Below are 24,816 nucleotides of genomic sequence, written 5' to 3'. Positions count from 1 at the left end.
CACCCGTGCTGCCCGTTGCCCCAGTCGGACCAGTTGGTCCAGTGCTGCCCGTTGCCCCAGTAGGTCCGGTTGAACCTGTGATACCTGTAGCACCAGTAGCCCCAGTCGGACCGGTTGAACCTGTGATTCCCGTGGCACCAGTCGGACCGGTTGCACCCGTGATACCAGTGGCGCCAGTAGGTCCGGTTGAACCTGTGATACCAGTGGCCCCAGTAGGTCCAGTTGCACCTGTGATACCTGTAGCACCAGTAGCTCCGGTTGAACCTGTGATACCAGTGGCGCCAGTAGGTCCGGTTGAACCTGTGATACCAGTAGCACCAGTAGATCCAGTTGCACCTGTGATTCCCGTTGCCCCAGTAGGTCCGGTTGCACCAGTAATTCCTGTAGCTCCAGTGCTGCCCGTTACTCCAGTAGAACCTGGAGCACCAGGTGCTGCCAAAAGCGTATAATCCGGGGACGTATCTGGCGTACCTAAAGGTGGAGCAGAGTTCACAATATACGTACCACCTTCATAAGTGACCACTTGACCGACTGAATACATTGATGCTCTTTCTGGATCATATGTTTCAATACCACTTAATCCTACCCCTGTAGGGCCAGTTGGGCCAGTTTTCCCAGAAGCCGCCAAAAGGGTATAGTCGGGGGAAAGTCCAGGTATTCCTGAGGGAGCATCTACCTTAGCAATATAAGTACTGCCATTATACGTGACAACTTGACCAGCCTCGTAATCTTGTGATTGTGAGGGGTTAAAAGGGAGGACACCGGTTAATCCGCCAGCAGGTCCGGTTGGTCCGGTAGGCCCAACCGGACCTGCTGGGCCTCTTCGTCCAACCCTTTGAATTATTTTTGATTGTTTTTCTCCTTTTGCACAAGACGGATCCCCTTGAGGTCTGTTTTGTTTTGAATGTTCTTGTTTAATAAAAGGACAGTCTCTTCTTTGAGGACGGTCATGACGTGATCTTTTGTAATGAGGCTGCTCATGATATCTACCGCAAAAGGGACATTTGTGATCGAATTGATTGTACAAATTGCCCATCTCCTAAAATTGATATTTCATTCTATGTACGAATTTTTAAATCGGAAGTAAAACCTAGAAAATTCATCATTTCGAAAATCATCGAATCAAATCATTTAAAAGTTAAATCGTTTTATGTTATGGTGTTGAAAGAATGAAACTAGTATGATTTTTGAAAGAAATGGGGCATCATGTATGAGTCAATCAGTTTTACAACGTGCAGCATATTCCGTGTTAAATTTATCCTCTGTAACAGAAGGTGGCACAATCAAAGAGTCATTTGAACATAGTATGGATTTAGCAAAAAAAGCTGAGAAGTGGGGCTACCATAGATATTGGCTTGCGGAGCATCATAATATGGAAGGGGTTGCGAGTTCAGCAACATCCGTCTTGATTGGACATATTGCTGGAGGGACTGAAAAGATCCGCGTTGGTTCTGGGGGGATTATGCTTCCAAACCATTCTTCACTCGTCATTGCAGAACAATTTGGAACACTGGAGACTTTGTATCCAGGGAGAATTGATTTAGGTCTTGGCAGGGCACCAGGAACAGATCAGTTAACGGCAAGGGCACTTAGACGTAATCTTCATCATGGGGAGGATTTCCCTGAGCAGCTTGAAGAACTTCGGCAATATTTCAAACCGACTGGTCAGGTCAAAAAACATGTAAGAGCCGTTCCGGGAGAAGGAGTGGATATCCCGATTTGGCTTCTTGGTTCAAGTGGTTTTAGTGCAAGGCTTGCAGGAGAACTGGGACTGCCATTTGCCTTTGCGGCACATTTCTCCCCTAAAAATACCATTCCTGCTTTAGAATTATACAGACAGTCATTTCAACCTTCAGATGTGTTAAAAGAACCTTATGCGATGGTTGGTGTGACGGTTTTTGCTGCTGATCAAACAGAGCGGGCTGAATATTTGGCGACGTCTCATTATCAGCGCTTCTTGAGCCTCATTCGCAATACACCAGGAAAACTCAAAGCCCCTGTTGAAAGTATGGATGGGCTATGGAGTCCATATGAGAAGGCGATGGTGGACGAACAATTAAGTTCGACGATGATCGGGGATAAACAAAAGGTGAAAAAAGAGTTAGAAGCCTTTATTGAGGCGACTCAAGCAGATGAAGTCATGATTAATTCTGATATGTTTGACCATCAAGAAAGAATGCGTTCCTATGAAATCATTGCAGAGATATTTCAAGAGGAACAAGAAAAATAAGAATAAAAAAAGAACTGCCAAGAGCAGTTCTTTTTTATTTATGCTTTAGTAAACACGCGAAATGGTTGTCCAACTGGCAGTACTGTACGACCAAAATGTGTATTCAGCACAACAGCTGCAGAACCATAAAATGAAAGAAGAGAAATAATCAATTCTGCAATACCAGCCATCGTATGAGTCACATCGTACATCACACCAAACGAGCTTAGGGACAGGCCAATGAATAAGAAATCAATAAAGACGAAAATCAAAAACAATACTTTATGTGTTTCCATTGCACCGATCGTCATAAATAAGCTGAAAATCAAATAACCAATAAAAGCAAAACCTAGTTGTTTTGGGTCCGCAGCTCCCGCAAGCGTTTTCCCAAAAACGCCAGCTTGAATGAGCCAAGTGGTTCCAACGCCCATCCAAAAAAGACCGAATGCGCCGAAGGCAGTGGCTCCAAAAATATTATGATGCTTTGAATCTTGTATGGACGCAATCAGCTGCGCGATTCCTCCAAGGAAGATAGCCCAAGGTAAAATAAGGGATGTGCCATCTGTGATTCCTAGTTTTTGTGAAGACGCAACAAGCGTCACCATTGCTAAACCAAACAAACCAAGTGGTGTTGGGTCTGCGATTGATAATCGAATTGCTTGAACATTCTGTTTTTCCATAATGACCTCCTACAATTTGCACTTACAAAAGATACTCGAATTCGATAGAAACGTCAAGCTCTTTTTTAGTAGACACTTGCAACGTCTTCCAAATAAATCTATATTTAATACAATACATCATACATGTGATAGAAAAAGAGGGATGAGAATGAGTAAAGGCTTAGCTGGAAAGACCATTGCCATATGCGGAACAAGAAAAACAGAAGAAATGCGTACACTTGTTGAAAAGCAAGGAGGACAAGCTGTTATTCGTTCTCTTCAGGGCACTGTATTTTTAGCCAAAGAGGAATTGAAGCCAGGCATAGAAATCTTTGTAAAGAAGGGAGCTGACTGGGTCATTTTAACAACGGGTATCGGCACAGACACATTAATTGAAAGTGCAGAAGAGCTGCAGCTTGGAGAAACTTTTATGAACATTTTATCAAGTGCCCATATCGCTTCAAGAGGATACAAAACGTTCGCGGCTCTAAAAAAACACGGCATTCAGCCAGATGTTTCTGATGAAGATGGAACCGTTCGTGACCTCATTTCAAAGTTAGAAGACAAAGAACTTCAAGGTAAACGGGTCATGGTACAGCTTCACGGTGAAAATGCACCAGCTCTCATTGATTTTTTACATCACAAAGGAGCAGACGTTTTGCAGCTCATGCCATATCAGCACACGCCCCCTCAACCAGAGGCGGCGGACACTTTGCTTCAAGAAATGAAAGAAGGGAAGGTCCATGCCGTTTGTTTTACAACCGCTGTTCAGGTTCATGCCTTTTTCAAACTAGCAGAAGAATGGGGCAAAAAAGAAGAATTGCAACATCTATTCGAGCAGCATGTATTAGCTGTAGCTGTTGGAAAAGTCACAGCTGAAGCATTAAAAGAACAGGGGATAAGCCGCATTCTAGCCCCTTCACTTGAAAGAATGGGTGCAATGATTATGGAATTATCTCAATATATGAAAAAACAATCGACGCACGCATAGAAAAAACGCCTTTCACATGACGAGTGAAAGGCGTTTTCGTTAGATTGTCCGTTTTCGATTTGTGCGAATTTTTTTCAAAACGAAATACAGTACGATCAGAACGATGGCAATGACCATAATTGGTGTTGTATACGTGTGAGCGACACTTTGAATGTGGTCCCATTTTGTCCCAAGCTGCATTCCAAGATAAATAAATAGAATGGACCAAGGGATGGCGGCTAATCCGGTCAATAGAACAAATTTGAGAAATGGCATCTTTGCAATACCAGCTGGAATCGAGATCGCATGGCGCACGACTGGGATAAAACGAGCTGTAAATACGACACCCGTTCCATATCGGTCAAACCAGCGTTCTGCCGTGGCAATATGATGCTCATGGATGAATAAATACTTCCCATACTTTGTTAAAAAAGGTCTTCCGCCATAAAGGCCGATCCAGTAAATAAAGCACTGGGCAAGTGTTCCTCCAATAACCCCAGCGATGACGGCTCCAACAAACCCAATGCTTCCTGTTGACACCATATATCCGCCGTAGGCAAGTACAATTTCACTCGGAATAATTTCAATCATCAGTCCGAGTGCAACACCTGCGTAACCAAGGCTTGTCAGCCAGGTTAAAATTTCATTAAACAAGGTTCCCATTCATTTCACTCTGCCTTTAAATACGAATTTTCTTCAAGCATCCTTATAAGAGCCTATGCTTGTTTTGCTTCTCTCATGAGTATGCTTTGCATATATGCTAGCATGGCTGGCCGCATATCATGACGCATTAATCCAATTTCAGCCGCTGCCTTAAATGAGCCCAGCTTATCACCAACGTCAAATCTCATCCCATCTAATTGTTTTGCATAAATGGGTGATTCATGTGCAATGATTTTCAGCGCATCTGTCAGCTGGATTTCGTTCCCAGCACCTCTCTCGATTCCTTGTAGAATAGGAAAAATCAATGGTGTTAACAGATACCTGCCCATCACGGCTAAATCGGAAGGAGCTTCATGAATAGCTGGCTTTTCCACTAAGTCTGTGACTTCAAACACTTGGCCGTCTACTCTAGCTGGTCTTATCATACCATACTTACTGACATCTAGACGATCCACTTGCTGGACGCCAATGACCTCTCTTTGTTTGTCTTCAAAGACTTCCATGAGCTGAGAGAGTGCAGGTCTTTCTGACACCATGACATCATCACCTAAAAGCACCGCAAAAGGATCATTGCCAGTAAAATGACGTGCACATAATACCGCATGTCCAAGACCTAAGGGCTCCTTTTGACGAATATAATGAATATTGGCCATATCCGCAATATGTTTGATTTCAGCCAGCTGTTCTTTTTTTCCTTTTTCAAGCAAATTCTGTTCTAGCTCAATCGAACGGTCAAAGTGATCTTCAATCGATTTTTTATTTCTTCCTGTGATAATCAGTATATCTTCAATGCCTGATTGAACAGCCTCCTCAACTATGTATTGAATGGCGGGTTTGTCGATAATCGGCAGCATTTCCTTTGGCTGTGCTTTCGTTGCGGGTAAAAAACGTGTGCCTAATCCGGCTGCTGGTATAACGGCTTTTTTGATGTTCATTGAATCATCGCTCCATTTCTGATCGTTTGTTTTCTGATGGAAACACCCATAGGCGGCTTCCAGTAAAAGTGATCATCATGCCAAGAAGGGTACCAATCGCTTTACTAATGAATAATGAGAAACCTGCTTGCTGCATGACATATAAGACAACATAGGTGAGGAGACACGCTGCGCCGTTGACTGTGGCCCACTTGATCCATTCCCACCTGTCCGCTTTCTTTTTTACTTGGAACGTCCATTTTCGATTCCAAACATAACTGTTCAGCATTCCTGCTGTATAGGACAGGCACTGTGCAAGAAAAGAGGGAACAAAGCAAGCAGTGAAAAAAAAGAAGAACAGAAAGTCAATCATCGTATTGCTTGCGCCTACAGTTAAAAATGTGGCATAGGTCCGAATATTTTTCTTTGTCATGCGAAGGATCATCACCTCCTAGTGTTTGAGTGGGTGTATGAATACTGTACAAAAGCGAGTTGACGATTCAGTGAAGAAAAGATGAAAAAAACATGAACAAGCGATATCTGTTTTTTCACCAGCTCGTGATATAATTTGTAAGATGAAACGAACGGTGGTGCACATGCATGTATTTAACAATTGGAGAAACAGCTGAATACTTAGAAGTATCAGAAGCATATGTTGAAAAATTAATCCAGCAAAAAAAGATTCGTTACGTATTTGACGGGGAATCGTATCTCATTTATCAAGGGCAGTTTCAAACCCATATGAAACAGCTAGAACAATATAAAGAGCTCATTCAAGACATCTTAAATGAACCAATCCCTGAGGACCCGGACGTAAAAGATGAAGATTAAAAAAGACTGTACGAGAAGGGAGAACCTTTTCATACAGTCTTTTTTATTGGCTGACACCCGTTTGGACAATGTTCATATGACAATTCACTTGGACATCTGCATCAGGGTAGAGTTTTTGCCATTTCTCCGGTGTCATGGCTTTATCTTTAGAGCGATACCTCAAACCAAGTCCAAGTGGATCAATTTTTTGCTTTTTAAAGGATTGAACAAGGTCTTTTCCTTGCTGGGCCACACGCTTCTCCACTTCTTTTTCAACATGCTGCAAGATGGAAGGCGTATCGATTTTTTTTGATTTCATGAATTCTTTTAACTCACCTTTCAGCTTGATATCAATGGTGATATGAGGCTTTTTTGAAAGGTTTTCAGTTGGTTTAATGTGATAAGACACATGTGATTTGATATTTTCAATGACAACATGGGTTTTCTTTTTGTCATTAAATCGAAACTCATAAATCCCATTTTTATGATTTTCAAGCATCGCTTTAAACGTAAACGTATCTTCCCCTGGAATATGCCCAACCATTTTTTCTTGATCAAAAAGAGCGACACCTGACACTTTAATAGAGTTGCTTGTATTTTTAATGTAAGGGAGGTAGGCATCCACGCCTTTTGCCATCATCTGATTCATAAAAATATGCTGATTGGTCACAGGTTGATTGCCGTTTCGCATGTTTTGAGCCAGTAAATCTGAAAGATATACACCGATATTTAAGTTGGTTTGATTCATTTTTGTATGCAATAAATCTTCAACTTCTCCGTCTACTATGGCAAATACTTGACGAGATCCAATGATTGGATCACGATAGATGTAATTCATCAAATCAATCATACCCACTTCTTTCGCCAGCTTTTCACTTATTAAAATCACGAGTACTTGTCCCATGACAACGGGGAAAGGCGATTTTTCCGAAACAAGAAACTGAATATTACTAATGGTATTTGACTTAGCACTTACAATTTGATAGCTTCCTTGTTCTTCGCTTTTAAAAACAGGGAAAACAAAGAAGCCCTTCATTTCTCCATCTTCCAATAAGTCAAATCCCGCCGCCTGCGAGATACTTAATTCATCTAAGAGACGAGGCTGTGCACAGCTCGTTAAGAAAAGACTCAATAACATGATACATATCAGAATAGAATGTTTCATGTTCGTTTTTTCACCCACCTTTTTTTCAGCAGCAGCACAATGATCATACATCCAATCAATCCATAGACGAGGATGTATCCGCTATATTCCACCCATTTATTAAATGTCTCAAATGAGGTAGCTCTGATAAAAAATGAAAACATGACGAGAATGAGAAGGCTGAGAACTATTAACGTGGTGCACTGGCTCGTGTGAAACACTTGTTTTGCCATTCTGCTGGCTGCCCATAATGGAATAGCGATATTTGGAACGATAAGCAAAAGCCATAGCGACACTTCAATAAATTCAAAGCGCTGGATAAACGGAAGTTTGACAATGCTGGTTAATGTCAATGTCGGCCATTTCGTTAGTTCGAGCTGAGCACTTGAGTAGTACGCTATAGAGACGAGAAATACAAGCAAATTCAGGCATGTAGTTAGCAACACTCCCATATGTGCAAATTTTTGCGACGTTTGTGCTTTTTTAATAAAGGGATAATAGACAAGCAATGTTCCAAAACCAAACATGGATAAAGAGGCATCTTTGACCCCCATCATGAGTTGTGAAAATGAATGATCAAACATTGGGAACATAAACCGGATGTGACTATATTTCATGACATAAAAACAGATAAAGGTCATCCAGTACGTTAGGACAATGCTAAAGAATGCCCAGCCAGCGATTGTTCTAAATCCGCCTGTGTGAATGTAATAGACGAGGATGAGCAGCACTGATGCAAATAAAAGACCAGGAATTTCTTTAAACAGCCAAACATGGATTACATCCATATAATGAACAAGCACGATCAAAGATAATGAAGAAAAATACAAAATGTAGAGAATGTTGATGAATTGTCCAAGCCATTTACCAAACACAGATTGCGTAATGTCACTAAATTCGTCAGTAGGTGCTTTTTTAAACAAAAAGTAAATGAGGAAAATCATCAAATTGACGCTTGCACCAGCAATTAAAATGGCGATCCACCCATCATTATTAATCGTCCGGACAAGATTCGTCTGGAAATTTAAAATACCAACACCAACTTGATTGGCATTGATCAGAAAAAACACAAAAAAAGGGGATACTTGAAATTTTTCTTTCACAGAAGACGAGCTCATGCCTTCACTTCCTTATTCATAAAAATCATTTTTCCCCTTACGACCTTGCTTTGGCTTTTGGCGGTGTATCGTTTCATTTTGCGGCCGTAAATTTTCTGGACGTTTTTTCAAAAAGCGGAGCTGGGGCCGAATCAAACTCCCCTTTAAATCGGCCAATCGAAGTGGAAAGATTGGCTCTAAGTAAGGTTGTCCTATAGACGTTAATTTCATTAAATGTGTGAGAAGAAAAGCCCCCATCAGCGAAATCCCTAGCGCTCCCCACACTTGTGCAGCAAAAAGGAATGGGAAACGTAAGAGACGAATGGTTGTCCCCATTTTATATATAGGAGTGACGAAAGAGGCAAGAGCTGATAATGCAACTATAATGAGCAGGATATTACTTGTTAATCCCGCTGCAACGGCAGCCTGTCCGATCACAATACCTCCAACAATCCCGAGCGTCTGTCCGACTTTTGCAGGAAGGCGAGAACCGGCTTCCCTAAGTAGCTCAATCGATATCTCTAAAAATAAAGCTTCAATAATAGGCGGAAAGGGCACGAGATAGCGTGATGCGACAATCGTTTCTAATAAGTCCTTAGGAATCAGTTCGTAATGAAACGTTAAAACAGCTACATACAAAGGGGTTGCAAAAATAGAAAAAATTACAGCAAAAATGCGTAACAGCCGAAAGGAGGATGCTGCGATCCAAGACATGTTATAGTCTTCCATTGTAGAAAAATACTCGAGTAAAATTGTAGGTGCAAGCAGGGTATGAGGCGAACCGTCAACCATAATGGCTATTTTTCCTTCCGTTAAACCTGAGGAAACCCTGTCTGGCCGTTCTGTATTTAAAAACAATGGAAAGATTGTATTGGACACATCATAAAGCATTTGCGCAAGATAGTTAGAATCTAGAATTTGGTCATAGTCAACATCTTGAATCCGCTGAAGAACGGTTTCAATGTTCTGCGGGTTGGCGATATTCTCTATGTATACAACGGCTACTTTCGTTAGAGAAAGGGTACCCACTGTGTGTTCAACTACTTTAAGGTCAGGAGTGGGCAGCCTGCGTCTGAGCAAGTTTAAATTTGTATCGAGCACTTCTACAAACGCTTCTTGCGCACTAATGATTCCGAATTCAATCTCAGGCGGGCCCACTTGTCTGCCTTTCTTTTCTTCAATCGGCAAGAGAAGCGTATTGCCCCAATCTGTCTCAATCCGTACAGCAATACTGCCCCGATGAAGAGCTTCTTCCACTTTTTGAAGGTCCTTCGTAATCACAGCTTGTTCAATTGGGATGTGTTCTTTCAGCTCTTCAAGGGTGGGTGTTAGATGCAATTGTTGAATAAAAGGCAAGATTTGTTCATGAAGGAGATTTCCATTAATTAAAGAACGAAAAAAAGAAATTCTGTAAAGAAAACCTCCGGAACTTGATAATTCATTGATAAAATCAGAAGAGCGCGATAATGCTTCAAATACTGAATTCGGGTCTTTCTGTTTTGATTTGTTTTTCTTCAGCACTTGAACCATCTCCTTCCGTGATTTGCCTCTATTATCCAACCGATCTTCTGAAGATATGCATAAAAAAAGCGTTCAGCTTCATGAACTGGACGCTTTTTTTCCATATTGAACGGCTTCTAATAAAAAGTCTGCCAGATGAATCGCTCTCATGCTAGGCATATGTCCTGCCTTTTTGACGCCTGCTGCCATTTGTAATTGACAGCCTGGATTCGACGTCACAATGGCAGCTGCAGCTGTGTTGCTCGCTTCCGTCATTTTATGATCTAAAATTTGCATCGACATGTCTGGCTGCAAGATATTGTAGATTCCTGCAGATCCGCAGCAGCGGCCGGCATCTTTCATTTCTTTAAACGTTACCCCTTGGATGGCTTTCATGAGCACCCTCGGCGCCTGTTGTACATTCATCCCATTTCGTAAATGACAGGAGTCTTGATAGGTGATTACTTGCGCTGGCAAAACCAGTGGCATGAGGCGGTGAAACTCAAGCTCCACAAGGATGCTTGATATATCGGTTATTTTCTGTGAGAAGGCTTTACTTCGTTTTTGAAAATCTGGGTCATCCTGAAGCAAATGATCGTAATCACTTAAAAAGGCACCGCAGCCGCCTGCATTCATGATGATCGCATCGGCATCTGTTTCCTCGAATGCTTCAATATTCCGCTTGGCTAACTGTTTTGCTTGGTCTTTTTCTCCGCTATGACCATGTAGCGCGCCGCAGCACGTTTGTATAGGAGGAACGATCACATCGCAGCCTGCCAGCTGTAAGAGATGAATGGTCGCTTTGTTTGTGTTTGAGAAAACTGTATCCATTAAACAGCCAGTAAAAAACGCTACCCGTTTTTTTGCCTGACCAATGGCTTTATATTCATTCAAACGTTTTTTCTTTTGAGGCGGCACCTTTGGAAGTGCCTGTTCCATCAACTGTAAATGGGAGGGAAGCAGCTTCAGTATGCGCGTCTTCCTGGCGGCTGTTTGCAGACCAGAAGTTTGATAAAATCGAAGAAAACTAGCAGCTTGTCGCATACGACTTTGCGACGGAAAGAGACCTTTAAACACAACACGTCTCATCAATTTGACAGGAAATGATTGTTTTTTATGTTGTTGAATAATGTCTCTGGCATCTTCTAGCAACTGTCCATACTTGACGCCAGAAGGGCAGACTGGTTCACATGCACGGCAGCCAAGACAAAGATTAAGGGAATGTTCAACATCTTCATCTGGCTCAATGACGCCATCTCTTACAGCTTTCATTAACGCAATTCGGCCCCGAGGAGAGTGCGTTTCTTGTTGTCCAGATTCAATATAGGTAGGGCAGGAAGGGAGGCAGAATCCGCAGCGCATGCAATTAAGCAGCTCCTTTTCATCCATTTGCTCCTGAAACTGCTGCTGGATCTCTTTTTGCTTAGAAGAAGAACTCATGAGACCACCACTCGCTTTCTTGAGGCTTTTCCAAACACTTTATCTGGGTTCATGATATTTGCTGGGTCAAGTGCCTGTTTAATCGCCTTCATGGCAGCGATTCCTTCTTTTTTGACCTTCAGCTCCAAATAGGGCGCTTTCATGAGACCTACGCCATGTTCGCCTGTAATCGTGCCGCCAAGTGCAACGGCTTTTTCAAAAATGGCCTGAAAGGCAGCTTCTACACGTTTCATTTCTTCTTCATTTCTTGCATCTGTCGCACAAGTGGGGTGTAAGTTGCCATCACCTGCATGACCAAACGTACAAATGTTCACCTCGTACTTTCGTGCAATGTCTTCGATTGCACGAACCATATTGGCAATTTCAGACCGGGGAACGGTCGCATCTTCTAAAATCGTTGTAGGACTTAATCGAGCGAGGGCAGATAAAGCAGAGCGTCTCGCTGTTAAGAGCGCACTTGCCTCTTCTTCTGAATGTGCAATCTTGACGCTTTTAGCCCCGTGCTGCTCACAGACTTCTGCGATTTTTTGGATATCACGAGAAACAGCTTCAGGGTTGCCGTCCTGTTCAATTAATAACACAGCTTGAACGTCAGTAGGCAGGCCGATGTTTGCAAAATCTTCAACGACTTCAAGGGTCGGCTGATCCATAAATTCTAATGTAGCAGGAATGATACGCTCAGCAATGATGGCCGATACAGAAGTCGCAGCTTCTTCAAGGCTTTCGTATAAACAAAGCATTGTTTGTTTCGTTTCTGGAAGCGGCAGGAGCTTTAGCACCGCTTCTGTGACAATCCCGAGTGTTCCTTCTGAACCAACGAACAATCGAGTCATATCATAGCCAGCGACATCTTTTGCAAGCTTTCCGCCTGTTTTGATGATGTCACCATTTGGCAAAACCACTTCAAGCCCAAGGACATAATCCCTTGTCACTCCATACTTTAACCCCCGCAGTCCCCCTGAATTTTCGTTAATATTGCCGCCTAATGTGGAAATTTTCATAGAGCTTGGATCAGGCGGGTAGAAGAGACCTTTTTCCTCTACTTGATGAATCATCTCCTGCGTAATTAAGCCAGGCTGCACCGTTGCGGTTAAATTTTCTTCGTCTATTTCTAATAATTGATTCATTCTAGTAAAGAGAATCACCAATCCGCCCTGAGTAGGGCATGTTCCTGCGCACAGATTCGTCCCTGAGCCTCTTGGGACGATCGGCACCTTGTAAGAGGCGCACAGTTTCACAATTTGCTGCACTTCTTCTGCCGTGCGAGGTGTCACGATGGCATCTGGCATCTGTTGAAAATTTGGTGTCGCATCATAAGAGTAGGCAAGACGATCCGCCTTGCTGTCTTGGACATTGGGCGCACCGACAATCTCTTTTAATTGATTTGAAAATTCTGAATCTAGCATATACAATCACTCCCGCTCATTTAACGTCTCGTTTCTACAAGTATAAAAAAAGAACCGCCACATGACTATAGACGATTCTACAAAATATCAGGCTGTTTTATCGTATTTTTTGTATCATGATCTAAAAGCAGCAAGGCCAAATAAAAAAGCATCGCATCTTGCATGCGCTTTGGATCAAGTGTCGTTAAATCCTGAATCCGTTTTAATCTGTAATGAAGTGTATTAATATGGACATGCATAGTTTCTGCTGTATGTTTCAATGAGTAATCCGAAGCGATGAGAACCCGCAATGTTTTCACTAGTTCAGGATAGGGGAAAAGGGACGCAATCGTTCGATCAAGAAACGCATCTTTTGTTTCCTGACTGATTTCCTCCATAAAAAGTTCAAGCGTCAAATCTTCATCAAACACAATGGGTGTTTCAGCATGCGCCAATTTTAAAGCGCGAAAAGCTTGATGAAAGGACTGCTTCATGACATGAGAAGCTGCTGGTTTTCCTGCCCCCATTAAAATCCTCGATGGTGACAGCGCTGTGAGCGCAGCATGAATATGGAACAAGCGCTTGTGCCATGTTTCTCGACCATCTGGTGTGGCTTGTAGCATGAGCAAAAAACGTGCATGCCCCCAGCGCACAATGATCTCCTGATTGGTGAGTTGCAATTTGTCCTTCATCAGTTTGTATTGATCCTGCTTCATAAACGATTCGTCTTGACAATCAATGAGAATAGCGACACGCTGCTTGTTGACATCAAAGCCAAGCCGCTGCGCCTTCTCGGTCATACCAACCGCTGTCTCTGGCAGGTGAAGCCAGTCGAATACAAAGGCTTCAAGCTGCCGTTCATCTGTTTCCGTTTCTTGAAAGAATTCATGCTCTTGAATGAGCAGCTCCGTCATTTTACGTAAAATGTCGCCAAAAGGGGAGACATGCCTAGGATCACCTGTCATTCCAATGACCCCAATGACTTCTTGTTTAAAATAAATAGGCAGATTGATACCGGCTTTGACGCCTTTCATCTGCAGCACATCATCCTTTGTGAGAATTCGTTTCTGCCCTTCTAAGGATGTGACATATGCTCCTTCATGAAATTGGCCAATGCGTGCTGGATCTGTTGCAGCAATAATGGTACCGTTTGTTTGTGTGATGATGATTTCTTCCGTCAGTACCTTTTTGACCTCATCTACGATTTTTTCTGCCAGTGTCATTGTGAGCAAAACGGTCCCCTCCGAGATGTTTCTTTTTACACTATCATACCATCATATGCTCAGGCATATCTTTCTTTTCATGTGTTATGCTAAAATAAAAAGCGCATATGAAGTAGATGAAAGGAGATACAGTCATGTCACTGCAAAATCGCTTACAAGATTTATTGAAAGAAGGGCAGGCGCTCACCGACTTTGAATATAACAAAGCCACAAGTCAAAATTGGCCGCTAGAAGGGGCAAAAATGACAGAAGAAGCACGCTTTGCTGATGTTTATATAGAACGTGTAGACAAGGAATCGGAGGAAATGATTCAAACAGAAAATGCTTCCTTTTTAAATACACCTCTTACATACGTAAAAAAACAACAAAAAGAATTCATTTATATCGAGTCGAAGTGGTTTGATGTGGTGAGAGCCGACGGACTTGCCATAGAATGGGATGAAGTATTTCAGACGTATACCGTGTTATTCGGATTGAAGCGTCCTAAAAAAGATACTGGATTACTAAAAGAGATGCTCTCAACATTAAATGGTGCTCAGCTTCAATTTAATGGACAAGACGGGTTATTTGATATCAACATTCCGCTTCTTGAACTAGAAGACATCAAAGAAGATACGCCTTTAATTGGTGTGATCTCAGCAGTGTACCGCTATTTATTCAACTTGCTCATGCAGCTTGAAAATGAATGAATCAAAAAACGGCTCACACTCCTGAGCCGTTTTTAAAGCCATCCTCTTATGAATTGAGCCTCACCCATTCCGAAGCTCCAATCGGCGTCTCCATTTTCCACGATCGAGATCATCACATCCGTCTTGGCAATCCCGCATTCTTTTTCTATACGTTCTGCGATTTGTGCATAAAGCTGTTCCTTTTGCTCTTTCGTCCGCTGTTTACTGACAACACTAATGACAACCAGATCCTTTGTTCTCGGATAACCAAGTCCAGTGTCTTCAATGATCATCTCTTCAGGGCGGTGCTGATGAACAATTTGATAGCGATCTCGTTCAGGTACCCCAAAGGCATCAACCATTGCTTCATGACAAGTGTCCAGCAGTTTCTTTAATTCCTCTTTTGAACGGCCCTCTATCACGTCAAATCGTAACAACGGCATCAGGTCAACCTCCAAATATGTGTTTAATATACAATCATAATGTAACCAACACTTCGCCGTTTCACTCTTTTGCGCATAAGAAAAAAGCCAACACATTGACGCTTGGCTTTTTTGCTCTGGACTAAGGCGTGACAAATTTCACATCATGCTCTTTTCCATATTGAAGGTAATCTTCATTTGGTTGTTCATTCGTCACGACGATGTCTATGTCTTTTAAGTCACAAAACGTGGTTAAGGCATAATGGTCGAACTTACTATCATCGACTAATAAAAAGGTTTTGGCGTTTTTTTCAACGAGCGTTTTTTTAATATCTGTCTCAAGCGGGGAGGAATTCGTGACGCCATGATCAATGGATAAACCAGTTGATGCAATAAATGCTTTATTGACATTGTATGCTTTTAGGCGCTCAACACTTTGATAACCAACGAAAGAATTTGTTTTTCGCTCTAGCATACCGCCGGTTGAAAAGATGGTGAGGTGTTCATAAGGCATAGCCTGTGTAATGAAATCCACGTTATTTGTCACAACGGTAATCCGTTTCTCCTTCAAATAGGGAAGCATCTCCAGTGTCGTTGTACCAGAATCAACAAAAATCATATCACCATGTTCAACAAAAGCAGCGGCAGCCTGTCCGATCAATTGTTTTTTACTCAGCTGACGAGTCTTTCGCTCCTGATACACCACCAATGTTGAGTGATTCACAGCGACGCCGCCGTACACTTTCTTTAGCACGCCGGATTCTACCAATGCTTGTACATCTCGGCGTATGGTGTTTTTTGAGACGCCAAAATGCGTCACAAGCTCATCAAGAGAGGCAGATTCCCGGTCAAATACATACTCTTTTATTTGCTGAATACGTTTTGTTTTTATCATGCTACAATCTCCAATCAATACGAATATGCTGATTCTATTATAACAATAATTCCACGTAAAAGATGTCACTGATCAACATGGGAGAATCGAATGATCTTTTTCTCTTATCTTTTCTCATTTTTCATAAAAGCGTATGATAGAGAAAAGAGGATAGAAAGGATTTTCACTTCTATGAATCAACACAACATACAATTTTCAAAGCTTGCAAATTTTAGAGAAGTAGGGGGACTCCAAACAACGGATCAGATGGTCATCAAACAAGGAATGATTTATCGGTCTGCCGATTTATCACGTCTCACGAAGCAAGACATATTGACGTTCTCAACACTTGGAATTCAAACGATTTGTGACCTGCGTACAAGCTCAGAACGAAAATCACACCCGCCAAAGATCATGGAACATGACAAAATTGTTCATATCCCTATGCAGCCTGACAGCATGATGCCTAGCAAATGGACCATGTTTCGTATGCTGATAGCAGAAGGAAAATCTCTATCCTTTACACCGATCATGAAAGATGTATATCAAAGCATGCTCTATGAGCGAAAAAAAGAGATTCAGCAATTGTTTACATTACTGTCCGATGAAAAAAATTATCCGCTTATGCTTCACTGTACAAGCGGAAAAGACCGTACAGGCTTTTTATCTGCTCTTATTCAATTAGCAACGGGTGTGCCGGTGCATACCGTTTTAAGTGAATACATGCGTTCCAATGAAGGCGTGAAAATGCTAGTGAAAAGACAAGAACGATTTGTTCGCATGATGAGTTTATATCGGGTGTCAAAAGAACAAATTCAGCCCCTGCTTGGTGTGCAGCAAGATTATCTTGAAGATGTACTGAATGAGATGATGGATACATACGGAAGTGCAGAGCGGTATTTACTAGAAGCCTGCGACGTCCCGCAAGCTCAGCTGTTTAAAATGAAAAACATCTTGCTTACACCATCTGCTGGCATTCCATCACAAAACGCAGAATAAACTTAATATGAGGTGATGCAAACCATGCTGAAAAAGATCAGTATGACGGTTCTGACACTAGTTTTCATGGGTGTCTTCTTATTGATTCCGTCTAGCAGTCTAGCTCGTTCGATGCCAAAAGGGAAGCTTGAGAGCACAAGAGAGATGCGTGCAGTGTGGGTCGCATCGGTTTATAACTTAGATTGGCCTTCAAAGAAAGGACTGCCCAGAGATGAGCAGAAACAAGAGTTCATTCAACTGTTAGACGACATCAAAGCGATGAATATGAACACCGTCATCATGCAAATTAAACCAACAGCAGATGCCTTTTATCCGTCGAAATTCGGGCCATGGTCTGAATATTTGACTGGTATACAAGGGAAAGACCCTGGATATGACCCGCTTGAATTTATGATAGAAGAAGCACATAAACGCGGCCTTGAATTTCATGCTTGGTTTAACCCTTATCGAATCACCATGAATCATACCGATCTCAACCGGTTATCAGCCGATCATCCTGCAAGAGCACACCCTGATTGGACCATCGCCTACGGAAATCAGCTGTACTTTAATCCAGGCATTCCTGATGCTCAGGACTTCATTGTTGACGGGATAGAGGAAGTGGTGAAAAACTACGATATTGATGCGGTGCATATGGATGATTATTTTTACCCGAATAAAATCGCTGGTGTGCCATTTCCAGATCAAGAAACGTATGAAACTTACGGGCAGAAATTCACACATATAGAAGATTGGCGAAGAGATAATGTGAACGAGCTAGTGAAGCAGATCAATGACACCATTAAGAAAGAAAAGCCGTATGTGAAATTCGGCATTAGCCCATTTGGTGTATGGCGCAACATAAAAGATGACCCAACCGGTTCAAACACAACAGCAGGGATGACCAATTATGATGATTTGTATGCTGATACAAGAGAGTGGATACAGCAGCACCATATTGATTATATCACCCCGCAAATTTATTGGAGTATCGGCTTTCAGCCCGCTGCCTATGATGTGCTGACGAAATGGTGGTCAAATGAAGTGAAGGGGCAGCCTGTTCACTTGTACATTGGCCAAGCGACGTATAAAATCAATCAAAACAGTGATCCTGCTTGGTCTGATCCCGAGGAGTATTTTCGCCAGATCGAGCTGAACAGGCAGTCACAGCTCGTACAAGGAAGCATGCATTTTAGTCTGAAAGATATCAATCGGAATCCCTTAAATGTAAAGAAACGATTAATAGAAGAAACCTATAGCAAACCGGCTCTCATACCAGAGATGCCATGGCTTCATCAAAAAGCGCCAAAAAAACCAATCATTCAATCTGTGAAAAAGACAGAGGATGGTGCAGTTTTACAGATACAAAATGATCCGCACTCTAGTGCATCCTATTATGCAGTCTATCGATTGTCGAATAAAGGGACATACGAATTTGTGCAAACGGTCAGAAAAGAAACAGGTTCCTTCACACAAACGAAAGACATTTTAGCAAATCAAAAGAAGAGCTATACCTACAAAGTGACGGCACTCAATCGCCTTCATCATGAAAGCAAGCCTTCTACAAAAACAGTAAAATAACAAAGACAGCATAAATGAGGGGTTTCCTCCATTTATGCTTTTTTGCTTTCTCTATTTTTCTACTATTTTTATTTTAATTTTCTGAATTCAATCAAGCTTGGCATGAAGCAGCTATTTCAATAATAAATATGATAGAAAAGCGCCAAAGGGGGAAGCAAAATGGATTTTGAATTAACGAAAGAGCAGCAAATGATCCGTCAGATGGTCAAAGAATTTGCAAAAACAGAAATTGCACCACACGCTCAAACTGTTGATGAACAGGCAGCATTTCCCGTAAAAACATTTCAAAAAATGGGGGAGCTCGGTTTTATGGGTATACCCTTTCCAGAGAAATATGGAGGTTCTGGAGGAGATACGATCTCGTATGCACTGGCAGTCGAGGAAATTGGAAAACAGTGTGCGAGTACAGGTTTAAGTTATGCCGCAGCGGTTTCCTTAGGCGCAAGTCCACTTTATTACTTCGGCACGGAGGAGCAAAAGATGGACCATCTTGTTCCATTAGCCTCTGGAACAGCGCTTGGCTCCTTCGGATTAACAGAACCAAACGCCGGATCAGATGCAAAAGGAACAAAAACAAAAGCCATTAAAGACGGACAAGAATATGTCATCAGTGGGGAAAAGTGCTGGATCACCAATGCCAATTATGCCAGAACGATTATTGTCACCGCTGTGACAGATCATGATGAAAACGGACGTCCGATCATCTCCGCCTTTATTGTGGAGAAAGGGCAAAAAGGACTGTCAATTACAAACCCATATGACAAAATGGGGGTTCGTGGTTCAGATACGGCTGAAATCATTTTAGACGAAGTGCGTGTACCAGCGCATCATATATTGGGAGACAAATCGAAAGGATTCAAGCAATTTTTATATACATTGGACGGCGGACGAATTTCCATTGCAGCCTTATCTGTCGGAATTGCACAAGCGGCACTTGATGCTTCACTTTCCTATGCAAAAGAAAGAAAGCAATTTGGGCAGACGCTCTCATCCTTCCAGGCCATTCAGTTTAAGCTGGCAGATATGGCGATGCAAATAGAGCTTGCAAGACAAATGGTCTGGAAAGCCGCTTGGCTGAAAGATCAAGGCAAACCATTTACAAAAGAAGCGGCCTATGCCAAACTGTTTGCTTCAGAAATGGCCACAAAAGCAAGTCTTGATGCGGTCCAAATTCATGGAGGAACAGGCTATATGAAAGAATGCGGTGTTGAACGGCTTGTGAGAGATGCCAAGCTGATGGAAATCGGAGAAGGGACCTCTGAAATTCAGCGGCTCGTGATCGCAAGACAGTTATTAGCGTAATACCTCAATGAAAACGCTTACTATATATGAGGGAGGAAAGCAATGATGTCGATTCACCCGCAAACGATTGGCTCCCTATTAAGAGAAAAAAAAGAACAGCATCCAGCACATGAAGCCATTGTTTACCCAGAACGTTCTTTACGTTATTCGTACGAAGCGTTTTATCAAGAGGTCAAGGAAACAGGTAAAGGTCTCATGGCATTAGGGGTTCAAAAGGGAGATCACATCGCCATTATGGCACCAAATATACCTGAATGGCTCATTCTTCAATTTGCCTGCGCCTCCATTGGTGCTGTTCTTGTCACTGTGAATACCAATTTTCAATCACAGGAACTCGCCTATTTACTCAAGCATTCTGACAGCAAAATGTTGTTTATTGTAGACGGCTTTAAAGAAACGTCCTATGTCAACATGCTTGAAGAGCTGATTCCAGAACTTCAAACCGCTCATCAAGAGGAGATCACTTCCACACAATTTCCTTATTTAAAAAGATGTATCTATATCGGTCAGCATGTACCAAACGGCATGCTCAGCTGGGATCGTCTTCAAGTGGCAGCCAAAAGAACCGAAGATCATCAATGGGAGAAGCGAATGAATGAGCTCACGCCTGATGACGTTATTAATATGCAGTACACTTCAGGCACAACCGGCTATCCAAAAGGCGTCATGCTCAGCCACACAAACATCGTCTGTAATGCGAGTCAGATCGCAGATTGTATGAAATTAACAGAGCAGGACCGTATGTGTATCCCAGTACCATTTTTTCATTGCTTCGGCTCTGTTCTTGGTGTACTTGCTTGTCTCACAAAAGGGGGAACGATCATTCCACTTGAATCATTCCATCCAGAACGAGTCCTTCAAACAGTAGAAAAAGAAAAATGCACGGTTCTTCACGGTGTACCAACCATGTTCATCGCAGAGCTCGATCATCCAAATTTCCACTCTTATGACCTGTCCACATTACGAACGGGGATTATGGCCGGTTCACTCTGCCCATCCCACGTCATGAAAGCAGTCATTGAAAAAATGGGACTGAGAGAGCTCACGATTGCCTATGGTCAAACCGAAAGTTCACCCGTCATTACCCAAACAAGAACCGATGATTCGTTTGAAAGACGCGTTCAAACGGTCGGACGTGCGCTTCCTCAAATTGAAGTCAAAATTGCCTTACCAGGAACGTCAGAAGAAGTGCCAAGAGGACAGCAAGGGGAGCTTTGTACAAGAGGTTACCATGTCATGAAGGGCTATTATAAAAACGAAGAAGCAACAAATGAAGTCATTGATGAGGACGGATGGCTTCATACAGGGGATTTAGCTGAGATGGATCATGACGGTTATGTGAAAATCACAGGCCGGCTCAAAGATATGATCATCAGAGGCGGAGAGAATGTGTACCCAAAAGAGATTGAGGATGTCCTATACACTCACCCTGCCATTCTTGACGCACAGGTTGTTGGTATTCCTGACGAGACATACGGCGAGGAAGCAGCCGCATTCATTCGGCTAAAACAAGGGAAGTCGGTCTCAATTGAGACATTAACGAGCTATTGTCAGTCGCAAATGGCACGCTACAAAATCCCGAAATACTTTTTCATTACAGATGAGTACCCAATGACCGCCTCAGGCAAAATTCAGAAATTCCGCTTGAAAAAGCAGGCGCTTGATCTAATAAAGGAGTGAAAGCAGCGATGTTTGAACAAGTATTGATCGCCAATCGAGGCGAAATTGCCCGTAGAGTGATTCGGACATGTAAACGGCTCGGAATCAAAACCGTTGCCGTTTATTCAGAGGCTGATCAGCATGCACTTCATGTGCAAGAAGCAGACAGCGCCTATTATATCGGCGGTGCTAAAGTTTCTGAAAGCTATTTAAACATGGAAGCGATCATTAAGGTTGCCAAACAAACGAATGCTGATGCTATCCACCCAGGGTATGGTCTTTTATCAGAAAATGCGGCATTTGCTGAACGCTGCCGGAGCGAAGGCATTGCCTTTATTGGACCATCTGCACAAGTCATTCAGCAGATGGGAAATAAAATTGAAGCGAGAAAAACGATGGAACAAGCGGGCATCCCAATCGTTCCTGGTGTTTCAGCCCCACTCCATGATGCAGACGAAGGTGTTCATAAAGCACAGACACTCGGCTATCCCATTATGCTAAAAGCATCGAGCGGTGGCGGCGGGATTGGTATGCAGCTCGTCCGCAACGACGAAGAACTGCATCGAGCGTTTGAAGGAAATCAAAAAAGAGCACAAAGTTTCTTTCAAGACGGAACTTTATACATGGAAAAGGTGATTGAACACGCACGGCACATCGAAATTCAAGTTCTTTTTGATTCGTTCGGTCACGGCGTTCACTTATTTGAAAGAGATTGTTCACTCCAAAGAAGACATCAGAAAATTGTTGAAGAGGCACCAGCCGTCTGTCTTGAAGAAACGGTGAGACAGCAAATGGGACAGATGGCCGTCAAAGCTGCCAAAGCAATTGGGTATGAAAATGCGGGCACAATTGAATGTTTAGTCGATCAAAACCAGCAATTTTATTTCTTAGAAATGAATACGAGATTGCAAGTAGAACACCCTGTCACAGAAGAAATTACCGGGATTGACCTTGTCGAGGAGCAGCTAAAAATTGCCGCATTAGAGCCCCTGTCCTTCAGCCAAGAGGATATTCATCAAATTGGGCACGCGATTGAAGTTAGAATATACGCTGAAGACCCTGTGACATTTTACCCTTCGCCAGGCACGATCACTCGGCTTTCTACACCTGATGCCCCATATATCCGTCATGAGTCAAGCGTCACGAGCGGAAGTGTCATTACCCCATTTTACGATCCAATGATTGCGAAAATGATTGTGTACGGTGATACTCGAAAACTCGCCATAGAACGATTAAAAGCAGCATTACAAGCATATGAAATAGAAGGGATCAAAACCAATGTACCGCTTTTAAAGGAAATGGCCGAATCAACTGCCTTTTTACATGGCCGCATCACAACCGATTATCTGATGAAAAAAAGGGAGGAAAACCGTTCATGAAAACTGTCACGATACAAATGGCCGGAAACTTATGGAAGCTTCTTGTGAAACAGGGTGATGATGTGCAAAAAGGACAGGAAGTCGCCATCTTAGAATCGATGAAAATGGAGATTCCCATTGTTGCAGAAGAAGCAGGTGTGATCAGTAAAGTGTATAAGGCGGAGGGGGAATTTGTTGACGAGGGAGAGGTACTTTTGGAGCTGACAGAATAGGGGGAAAGCCGCATGGCATTACCAAAAAATGTGCTCATTAGAGAGGTCGGCCCGCGCGATGGACTACAAAATGAATCCGTTTGGCTGGACACAATGAAGAAGCGAACATGGATCCATTTACTCGAAGAAGCCCATCTTCCTTATATTGAAGTCACCTCATTTGTTCATCCGAAATGGGTTCCAGCCTTAAAAGACGCCAAAGAATTAGCCCAATCATTAAACAAAAAAGAGGATATCACCTATGCCGCACTCATCCCAAATGAAAAGGGATTAGCTCATTTTTTTGAAGCAAACCTTGAGGTAGGGGCTATGTTTATCTCATCGAGTGAGACACATAACAAAAAGAATATGAATCGATCTATACAGGAAACATTGCCTGTGATCAAACAAATGACAGCCGATTTAAAAGCAGAAGGACGGCAAACGCGGGCCTATATTTCAACCGTGTTTGGATGTCCTTATGAAAAACAAGTGCCGATGGACCAAGTGCTGCGATTAACGGAACAGCTGCTGTCCTTCGGCATTGATGAAATATCACTTGGGGATACCATTGGGGAAGCCCATCCGCTGCAAGTAGAAAGACGGTTAGACCTTTTACTTGAACGCTTTCCTGCTGATAAAATCGCACTTCATTTTCATGATACGAAAGGAATGGGGCTTGCCAATATTTATACAGCATTAAAAGCCGGCATCACCATATTTGATGCCTCTAGCGGGGGGCTTGGCGGCTGTCCTTATGCACCTGGCTCCAGCGGAAACGTGGCGACAGAAGACGTGGTGCACATGCTTCACAAACTCGGGATCGAAACAAATGTCGACCTTCCTCGCTTGATTAAAGCGGCTGAATGGATTGAAGCAAAAGTGGATCGAACCCTGCCAAGTCACTGTTTACGCGCTTTTCAGTCTCACACTACTTGATAAAGGGTGAATCACATGACTTCATTGATCAATTTTTCAATACAAGATCACATTGGCATCATGACATTAAATAGACCAGCGCAAGCCAATGCTCTCTCCGCTGCTATGCTAGAGGAAATCAACCAAACGATTCAAGAAATCAAACATGATGCAAACATCCGCTGTTTGCTCATGACAGGAGCTGGCGCTAAAGTTTTTTGCGCAGGAGCAGACTTAAAAGAACGGCGATTGATGACAGAACAAGAAGCGAAAGAAGCCGTTCTGACCATTCAGCAAACCTTTACAGACATTGAATCTTTGCCTGTTCCTGTCATTGCCGTGATAAACGGACACGCACTTGGCGGAGGTCTTGAGCTCGCGCTCGCCTGTGATCTCCGCATCGCAAGAGCGGGTGCAGCGCTCGGCCTGCCGGAAACAGGACTAGCTATCCTGCCGGGAGCAGGGGGCACACAAAGACTTTCGCGCCTGATCGGACCCGGGAAAGCGAAAGAAATGATCTTCACAGGCACTTCTTTACGAGCAGAAGAAGCCGTTCAAATTGGGCTGATTGAACGTATCTCTACAGCCGATTCACTGATGAATGATGCCATCACACTCGCAAAACAAATCACCAAAAATGGACCGATCGCTTTAAAAGAAGCAAAACAAGCCATTCAATCCAGCCTTGATCACGATTTACAAACAGGTCTGACGAAAGAATACGAAGCTTATCTGCGGCTTATTCATACAGAAGATCGACTAGAAGGTCTCAAGGCTTTTCAAGAAAAACGAACGCCTTATTACAGAGGGAAATAGCAAGAAAGGGGAAT

At 42.7% G+C, this 24,816-nt stretch carries 24 protein-coding genes and 1 pseudogene; 12 read left to right on the top strand and 13 right to left on the bottom strand.

The genetic code is table 11. The features are described from left to right. Positions 1 to 1,036: pseudogene (locus tag ACTJJD_RS07300) on the bottom strand (BclA C-terminal domain-containing protein); the annotation flags it as partial. A gap of 174 nt (positions 1,037 to 1,210) precedes the next feature. Between ACTJJD_RS07300 and ACTJJD_RS07295 the strand changes: the two are divergent. After that, entirely contained in the window at positions 1,211 to 2,230 is a 1,020-nt protein-coding gene (locus ACTJJD_RS07295; protein WP_440608240.1) for an LLM class flavin-dependent oxidoreductase, read from the top strand. Between the two features lie 38 nt (positions 2,231 to 2,268). Here the strand turns inward: ACTJJD_RS07295 and ACTJJD_RS07290 are convergent, their stop codons facing one another. After that, positions 2,269 to 2,889 carry an acetate uptake transporter gene (locus ACTJJD_RS07290; protein WP_007499188.1) on the bottom strand — a complete coding sequence of 207 codons (621 nt, stop codon included), beginning with the start codon at positions 2,887 to 2,889 and terminating at the stop codon, positions 2,269 to 2,271. 148 nt (positions 2,890 to 3,037) lie between these two features. Between ACTJJD_RS07290 and ACTJJD_RS07285 the strand changes: the two genes are divergently transcribed. Continuing rightward, the gene (locus ACTJJD_RS07285) at positions 3,038 to 3,859 is read left to right on the top strand and encodes a uroporphyrinogen-III synthase (RefSeq protein ID WP_440608239.1); all 822 of its coding nucleotides are present in this window, start codon (positions 3,038 to 3,040) and stop codon (positions 3,857 to 3,859) included. A 39-nt stretch (positions 3,860 to 3,898) separates the two neighbouring features. On the opposite strand, the gene ACTJJD_RS07280 is transcribed toward ACTJJD_RS07285, so the two are convergent. The 3 genes from ACTJJD_RS07280 to ACTJJD_RS07270 are packed head-to-tail and all read right to left on the bottom strand — an operon-like array spanning position 3,899 to position 5,848. Beyond that, positions 3,899 to 4,501, bottom strand: coding sequence for a DedA family protein (locus ACTJJD_RS07280; RefSeq protein ID WP_007499192.1), 603 nt, complete (start codon positions 4,499 to 4,501; stop codon positions 3,899 to 3,901). Positions 4,502 to 4,554: 53 nt separating this feature from the next. Beyond that, positions 4,555 to 5,436, bottom strand: coding sequence for a UTP--glucose-1-phosphate uridylyltransferase GalU (galU, locus tag ACTJJD_RS07275; RefSeq protein ID WP_440608238.1), 882 nt, complete (start codon positions 5,434 to 5,436; stop codon positions 4,555 to 4,557). Positions 5,437 to 5,440: 4 nt separating this feature from the next. Next, positions 5,441 to 5,848 carry a GtrA family protein gene (locus ACTJJD_RS07270; protein WP_039167903.1) on the bottom strand — a complete coding sequence of 136 codons (408 nt, stop codon included), beginning with the start codon at positions 5,846 to 5,848 and terminating at the stop codon, positions 5,441 to 5,443. A 167-nt stretch (positions 5,849 to 6,015) separates the two neighbouring features. Here ACTJJD_RS07270 and ACTJJD_RS07265 point away from each other — a divergent pair, with 167 nt between their 5' ends. Continuing rightward, entirely contained in the window at positions 6,016 to 6,246 is a 231-nt protein-coding gene (locus tag ACTJJD_RS07265) for an excisionase family DNA-binding protein (protein ID WP_008346618.1), read from the top strand. Between the two features lie 43 nt (positions 6,247 to 6,289). On the opposite strand, the gene ACTJJD_RS07260 is transcribed toward ACTJJD_RS07265, so the two are convergent. The 6 genes from ACTJJD_RS07260 to ACTJJD_RS07235 form a co-directional block, all read right to left on the bottom strand. Continuing rightward, positions 6,290 to 7,390: a Ger(x)C family spore germination protein gene (locus tag ACTJJD_RS07260; protein WP_440599851.1), complete on the bottom strand. Its 1,101-nt coding sequence runs from the start codon at positions 7,388 to 7,390 to the stop codon at positions 6,290 to 6,292. Then, complete coding sequence (locus tag ACTJJD_RS07255) at positions 7,387 to 8,487, bottom strand: GerAB/ArcD/ProY family transporter (protein ID WP_440599850.1); 1,101 nt, start codon at positions 8,485 to 8,487, stop codon at positions 7,387 to 7,389. Before ACTJJD_RS07255 ends, ACTJJD_RS07260 begins: the two co-directional genes overlap by 4 nt. A gap of 12 nt (positions 8,488 to 8,499) precedes the next feature. Then, positions 8,500 to 9,987, bottom strand: coding sequence for a spore germination protein (locus ACTJJD_RS07250; RefSeq protein WP_046343727.1), 1,488 nt, complete (start codon positions 9,985 to 9,987; stop codon positions 8,500 to 8,502). A gap of 78 nt (positions 9,988 to 10,065) precedes the next feature. After that, a complete protein-coding gene (locus ACTJJD_RS07245; RefSeq protein ID WP_440599848.1) occupies positions 10,066 to 11,406 on the bottom strand; it encodes a (Fe-S)-binding protein in 1,341 nt (446 codons plus the stop codon). Further along, positions 11,403 to 12,812 carry a glycolate oxidase subunit GlcD gene (gene glcD / locus ACTJJD_RS07240; protein ID WP_217967083.1) on the bottom strand — a complete coding sequence of 470 codons (1,410 nt, stop codon included), beginning with the start codon at positions 12,810 to 12,812 and terminating at the stop codon, positions 11,403 to 11,405. The genes ACTJJD_RS07245 and glcD overlap by 4 nt, the downstream gene beginning before the upstream one ends. Before the next feature lie 77 nt (positions 12,813 to 12,889). After that, a complete protein-coding gene (locus ACTJJD_RS07235) occupies positions 12,890 to 14,023 on the bottom strand; it encodes a CdaR family transcriptional regulator (RefSeq protein ID WP_440599847.1) in 1,134 nt (377 codons plus the stop codon). Between the two features lie 125 nt (positions 14,024 to 14,148). Between ACTJJD_RS07235 and ACTJJD_RS07230 the strand changes: the two genes are divergently transcribed. After that, the gene (locus tag ACTJJD_RS07230) at positions 14,149 to 14,703 is read left to right on the top strand and encodes a branched-chain amino acid aminotransferase (protein WP_440599846.1); all 555 of its coding nucleotides are present in this window, start codon (positions 14,149 to 14,151) and stop codon (positions 14,701 to 14,703) included. Positions 14,704 to 14,735: 32 nt separating this feature from the next. Here ACTJJD_RS07230 and ACTJJD_RS07225 read toward each other — a convergent pair whose 3' ends face one another. Next, positions 14,736 to 15,125 carry a tautomerase family protein gene (locus ACTJJD_RS07225; protein WP_024719417.1) on the bottom strand — a complete coding sequence of 130 codons (390 nt, stop codon included), beginning with the start codon at positions 15,123 to 15,125 and terminating at the stop codon, positions 14,736 to 14,738. A 121-nt stretch (positions 15,126 to 15,246) separates the two neighbouring features. Beyond that, positions 15,247 to 15,999, bottom strand: coding sequence for a DeoR/GlpR family DNA-binding transcription regulator (locus tag ACTJJD_RS07220; RefSeq protein WP_017359514.1), 753 nt, complete (start codon positions 15,997 to 15,999; stop codon positions 15,247 to 15,249). 90 nt (positions 16,000 to 16,089) lie between these two features. Here ACTJJD_RS07220 and ACTJJD_RS07215 point away from each other — a divergent pair, with 90 nt between their 5' ends. The 8 genes from ACTJJD_RS07215 to ACTJJD_RS07180 all read left to right on the top strand — a co-directional run bounded on the left by ACTJJD_RS07215 (position 16,090) and on the right by ACTJJD_RS07180 (position 24,802). Further along, positions 16,090 to 16,977, top strand: a complete 888-nt coding sequence (locus ACTJJD_RS07215; protein ID WP_440608237.1) for a tyrosine-protein phosphatase — start codon at positions 16,090 to 16,092, stop codon at positions 16,975 to 16,977. A gap of 24 nt (positions 16,978 to 17,001) precedes the next feature. Continuing rightward, positions 17,002 to 18,537 carry a glycoside hydrolase family 10 protein gene (locus ACTJJD_RS07210; RefSeq protein WP_366206165.1) on the top strand — a complete coding sequence of 512 codons (1,536 nt, stop codon included), beginning with the start codon at positions 17,002 to 17,004 and terminating at the stop codon, positions 18,535 to 18,537. 159 nt (positions 18,538 to 18,696) lie between these two features. Next, positions 18,697 to 19,839, top strand: coding sequence for an acyl-CoA dehydrogenase family protein (locus ACTJJD_RS07205; RefSeq protein ID WP_046343715.1), 1,143 nt, complete (start codon positions 18,697 to 18,699; stop codon positions 19,837 to 19,839). A gap of 42 nt (positions 19,840 to 19,881) precedes the next feature. Beyond that, positions 19,882 to 21,519 (top strand): AMP-binding protein, encoded by a 1,638-nt coding sequence (locus ACTJJD_RS07200; protein ID WP_440599843.1) that lies wholly within the window; start codon positions 19,882 to 19,884, stop codon positions 21,517 to 21,519. An 8-nt stretch (positions 21,520 to 21,527) separates the two neighbouring features. Further along, complete coding sequence (locus tag ACTJJD_RS07195) at positions 21,528 to 22,877, top strand: acetyl-CoA carboxylase biotin carboxylase subunit (protein ID WP_041507175.1); 1,350 nt, start codon at positions 21,528 to 21,530, stop codon at positions 22,875 to 22,877. Further along, complete coding sequence (locus ACTJJD_RS07190) at positions 22,874 to 23,089, top strand: acetyl-CoA carboxylase biotin carboxyl carrier protein subunit (RefSeq protein WP_017367387.1); 216 nt, start codon at positions 22,874 to 22,876, stop codon at positions 23,087 to 23,089. The genes ACTJJD_RS07195 and ACTJJD_RS07190 overlap by 4 nt, the downstream gene beginning before the upstream one ends. Before the next feature lie 12 nt (positions 23,090 to 23,101). Then, a complete protein-coding gene (locus tag ACTJJD_RS07185) occupies positions 23,102 to 24,007 on the top strand; it encodes a hydroxymethylglutaryl-CoA lyase (RefSeq protein ID WP_058337175.1) in 906 nt (301 codons plus the stop codon). A gap of 15 nt (positions 24,008 to 24,022) precedes the next feature. Then, positions 24,023 to 24,802, top strand: coding sequence for an enoyl-CoA hydratase (locus ACTJJD_RS07180; protein ID WP_047947138.1), 780 nt, complete (start codon positions 24,023 to 24,025; stop codon positions 24,800 to 24,802). The last annotated feature ends 14 nt before the right edge of the window (positions 24,803 to 24,816 follow it).

The sequence above is a fragment of the Bacillus sp. 22446 genome, assembly GCF_052044955.1.
GTDB lineage: Bacteria > Bacillota > Bacilli > Bacillales > Bacillaceae > Bacillus > Bacillus altitudinis.
This window is presented reverse-complemented; position numbering and strand designations above follow the sequence as displayed.